Annotated in this window: 4 protein-coding genes; 3 read left to right on the top strand and 1 reads right to left on the bottom strand. The window is 70.9% G+C overall.

The genetic code is table 11. The features are described 5' to 3' along the window. Both HG543_RS52590 and serB read left to right on the top strand, forming a co-directional pair. On the top strand, positions 1–904 hold a 904-nt coding region (locus HG543_RS52590; RefSeq protein ID WP_169352511.1), incomplete at its 5' end, for a serine/threonine-protein kinase. Positions 905–982: 78 nt separating this feature from the next. Continuing rightward, on the top strand, positions 983–2,179 hold the full coding sequence (gene serB / locus HG543_RS52595; RefSeq protein WP_169352512.1) for a phosphoserine phosphatase SerB: 1,197 nt from the start codon (positions 983–985) through the stop codon (positions 2,177–2,179). A 58-nt stretch (positions 2,180–2,237) separates the two neighbouring features. Here the strand turns inward: serB and HG543_RS52600 are convergent, their stop codons facing one another. Further along, a complete protein-coding gene (locus tag HG543_RS52600) occupies positions 2,238–3,092 on the bottom strand; it encodes a GspE/PulE/PilB domain-containing protein (RefSeq protein ID WP_169352513.1) in 855 nt (284 codons plus the stop codon). 80 nt (positions 3,093–3,172) lie between these two features. On the opposite strand from HG543_RS52600, the gene HG543_RS52605 reads away from it, so the two are divergent. Further along, positions 3,173–3,367: a CPXCG motif-containing cysteine-rich protein gene (locus HG543_RS52605; protein WP_169352514.1), complete on the top strand. Its 195-nt coding sequence runs from the start codon at positions 3,173–3,175 to the stop codon at positions 3,365–3,367. Positions 3,368–3,419 lie beyond the last annotated feature (52 nt).

The following is a 3,419-nucleotide window of genomic DNA, read 5'->3' on the forward strand; positions in this document are numbered from 1 at the left end:
CGCTCCCGCTCCCGCCGCCGCGCCGGCCGCCGCCCCTGCCTCCAAGGGCGCGGAGCTGGACCTGCGCTACCAGAAGTTCGACCCCATCGGCACCGGGCCCCTGGGCACCGTCTTCAAGGGGCGCTTCACGGCGCTGGGCATGGACATCTGCCTCAAGGAGCTGAAGGACATCTTCGGCTACTTTTCCTTCCTCCAGCGCGGAGAGGTCCTCAAGCGGCTGAAGAAGGAGCTGTGCGCCCAGGCGCAGGTGCGCCACCCGGGCATCGTCCAGGTGGTGGACCAGAACGTGGACGCGGCCCGGCCGTACTTCGTGCTGGAGCTCATGCAGGGCAGCCTGAGGGAGCGGCTCGACGCGGGCGGTGGCAACGGCGTGCCGGTGCCCTTCGCGCTGCGCGCCTTCCTGCAGATGGCCTACGGCATGCGGGCCGCGCACGCCGCCGGCCTCACCCACCACAACCTCAAGCCGGAGAACGTCCTCTTCGACGCGTACGGCAACGCGAAGCTGGCCGACTTCGGCCTGGGCCGCGTGGTGGAGGTGGACGCCACCAAGGGCATGCCCCAGGTCTTCGTGGGCACCGGCGGCATGTCCTATATGGCGCCGGAGCTGATGAACCGGGGCGCCAAGGAGCCGGGCCCCGCCGCGGACGTCTACGGCCTGGGCATCCTCCTCTACGAGATGCTCACCGGGCAGATTCCGGGGCGCCGCTCGCCGCTGCCCTCCGAGGTCAACCCCGAGGCCCCCAGCGGCCTGGACCAGCTCTTCGACAAGGCCACCCAGGACAAGCGCGAGCAGCGCTACCCCGACGTGGACGCCATGCTCGAGGACTTCTACAAGGCCTTCCCGGACAAGGAGTTCCTCGCCCGGGGCGACCTCATCCTCTCCACGGACGCTCCGAAGGAGTGAGGTGAGACAGTCTGGCGGGGCCCGGTGCATTCCGGGCTCGCCCGCGCGCGGGCGGGGCTGACACACTGACGGGCACCCATGATTGCCCGCCCGTCAGACTGCGTGCTCGTCACCGTTACCGGGAAGGACCAGCCCGGCATCACCTCCCGCCTCACCGGCCTGCTCGCCGAGGCCGGCGCGGAGCTGCTCGACGTGGAGCAGGTGGTGGTGCATGGCCGGCTCACCCTCTGCCTGCTGGTGCGCCTGCCCGAGGCGCGCGGTGTCCTCAAGGAGCTGCTCTTCGCCGCCAGGGAGCTGGGCGTGGAGCTGGACTTCCAGGTCATGGACCCGCCCGCGTCCGAGCCGGAGGCCACCGGCCCCCAGCGCTACGTCGTCACCGCGGTGGGCCGCGCGCTGGGCGCCCGCGAGCTGCATGCCGTGGCCGCCCGGCTCGCCGAGCACGGCGCCAACATCGAGCGGATTACGCGCCTGACGGAGACGCACCTGGGCTCGGTGGAAATCCACATCACCCTGCCGCGCGCCCAGGCGTCCGACGCGCTCAAGCGCTCGCTGCTGGAGCTGTCCATGCAGGCCACGTCCTTCGACGTGGCCCTGCAGCGCGAGAGCCTCTTCCGCCGCAGCAAGCGGATGGTGGTGATGGACATGGACTCCACGCTCATCACGATTGAGGTCATCGACGAGCTGGCGCGCGCGCACGGCGTGGGCGAGCAGGTGGCGAAAATCACCGAGCGCGCCATGCACGGGGAGATGGACTACGACGAGTCCCTGCGCCAGCGCGTGGCGCTGCTGGCCGGGCTGGACGTGGCGGTGCTGCGCCGCATCGCCGCGAACCTGCCGCTGACGGAAGGCGCGGAGACGCTCATCCGCGTCCTCAAGCGCCTGGGCTTTCGCACCGCCGTCATCAGCGGCGGCTTCTCCGTGGCGGCCGAGGCCCTCAAGGCGAGGCTCGGCATCGACCACGCTTACTCCAACGTCCTGGAGGAGCAGGACGGCAAGCTCACCGGCCGCACCGTGGGGCCCATCGTCAACGCGCGCCGCAAGGCGGAGCTGCTGGAGTCGCTCGCCCAGTCGGAGGGCATCCTGCTGGACCAGGTCATCGCCGTGGGCGACGGCGCCAATGATTTGCTGATGCTGGAGCGCGCCGGGCTGGGCATCGCCTTCCGCGCCAAGCCCCGGCTGCGCGAGGCGGCGGACACGTCCATCTCCGCCAGCGGCCTGGACGCCATCCTCCACCTGCTGGGCCTCACCGGGCGCGAGCTCCAGGAAGTCCGCTGAAGGGGAGGGCCGCGGGCGACACGCGCGCAGGGCTTGCGCGCGGACGCAAGGCTTGCGGCTACACGCGCATCCGCGCGGCCAGCTCCCTCTGCTGGAGCTGGCCCTTCTCCAGGAGCAGCTCCAGCAGGGCGCGCAGAATCTTGGAGCTCTTCTCCTGGTTCTGCTGCACCGTCTGGAGCCGCTGCAGGTCCTCCTCCGTCCACTCGGACGTGGGCGTGCCGCCAGCGAGGATTTCGTCGAGGATGTCCGCGGCGCTGGAGCCGCCGGGCACGGGCGGGGCCGGCTTCTCCGCGGCGCGCACGGCCGGGGCGGCGGGCGACTCCGGCGGGACGATGTCCGCGATGCGCTTCACCACCGTCTTGCCGCTCATGTCGACGACCTTGAAGTCGTCGTCGTCTCCCTGGTCCAGGGACTCGGTGCTGGTGGACTGAGGCCGGGGGCCGGCGTAGCGCGTGCTCGAGACGGGCTCCTGGTTCCGGTAGTGGCGGAGGATGGCGTGCTGGATTTCGCGCTCGCTCGCCACCATGACCACCACACGGGCGCGGCTCCTGGCCGCCACCTGGTCGATGGTGGCCAGGTCCGACGGGTCCGCCATGGCCAGCACCAGCGTCTTGCCGTTGTCGCGCAGGCCCACCGGGAAGATGCCCTTCTGCTCCGCCAGGCTCACGTCCACCCGCGCGAGCGCGCCCGCGTCCCGGGTGATGTTGCCCAGCTGCACGCGCTGCATGCCCATGCCCTGGCAGATGGCCTCGGCGATGACTTCGTCGGTGGCCAGGCCCATGTCCGCGACGATGCGCGACAGCCGCCCGCCCCACTGGTCCTGCGTGGCCAGCGCGCTGCGCAGCTGCAGGTCGTCAATGACGCGGGCCTTGACGAGGATTTCTCCGATGCGATTGCGGGAAGGAGGCGCCATGGTCCGACAGTCTACCGTCTGAAATCGCGGACGCTCAGTCCGCGATGCATACGCCCGCTCCAGAAGCGAGGAGGCACCTCATGCAACCCTTCGCGGACGCCACCTTCCAGCTGTGCCCCTACTGCGGTGAGGAAGTGGAGGTCGAAGTGGACCCCCTTGGTGCCAGCTCGGAGACGTACATCGAGGACTGTCCGGTGTGCTGCCGCCCCTGGACGGTGCACGTGTCCCGCGAGGACGAGACCGTCTCGGTCCACCTGGGACGCGACGACGACTGAGCGCGCTCGGGCCCGGGGCCCGCACGGCCGGGGAGCAGGCGGGCCCCGGGCC

It is taken from the genome of Pyxidicoccus fallax (genome assembly GCF_012933655.1).
GTDB lineage: Bacteria > Myxococcota > Myxococcia > Myxococcales > Myxococcaceae > Myxococcus > Myxococcus fallax.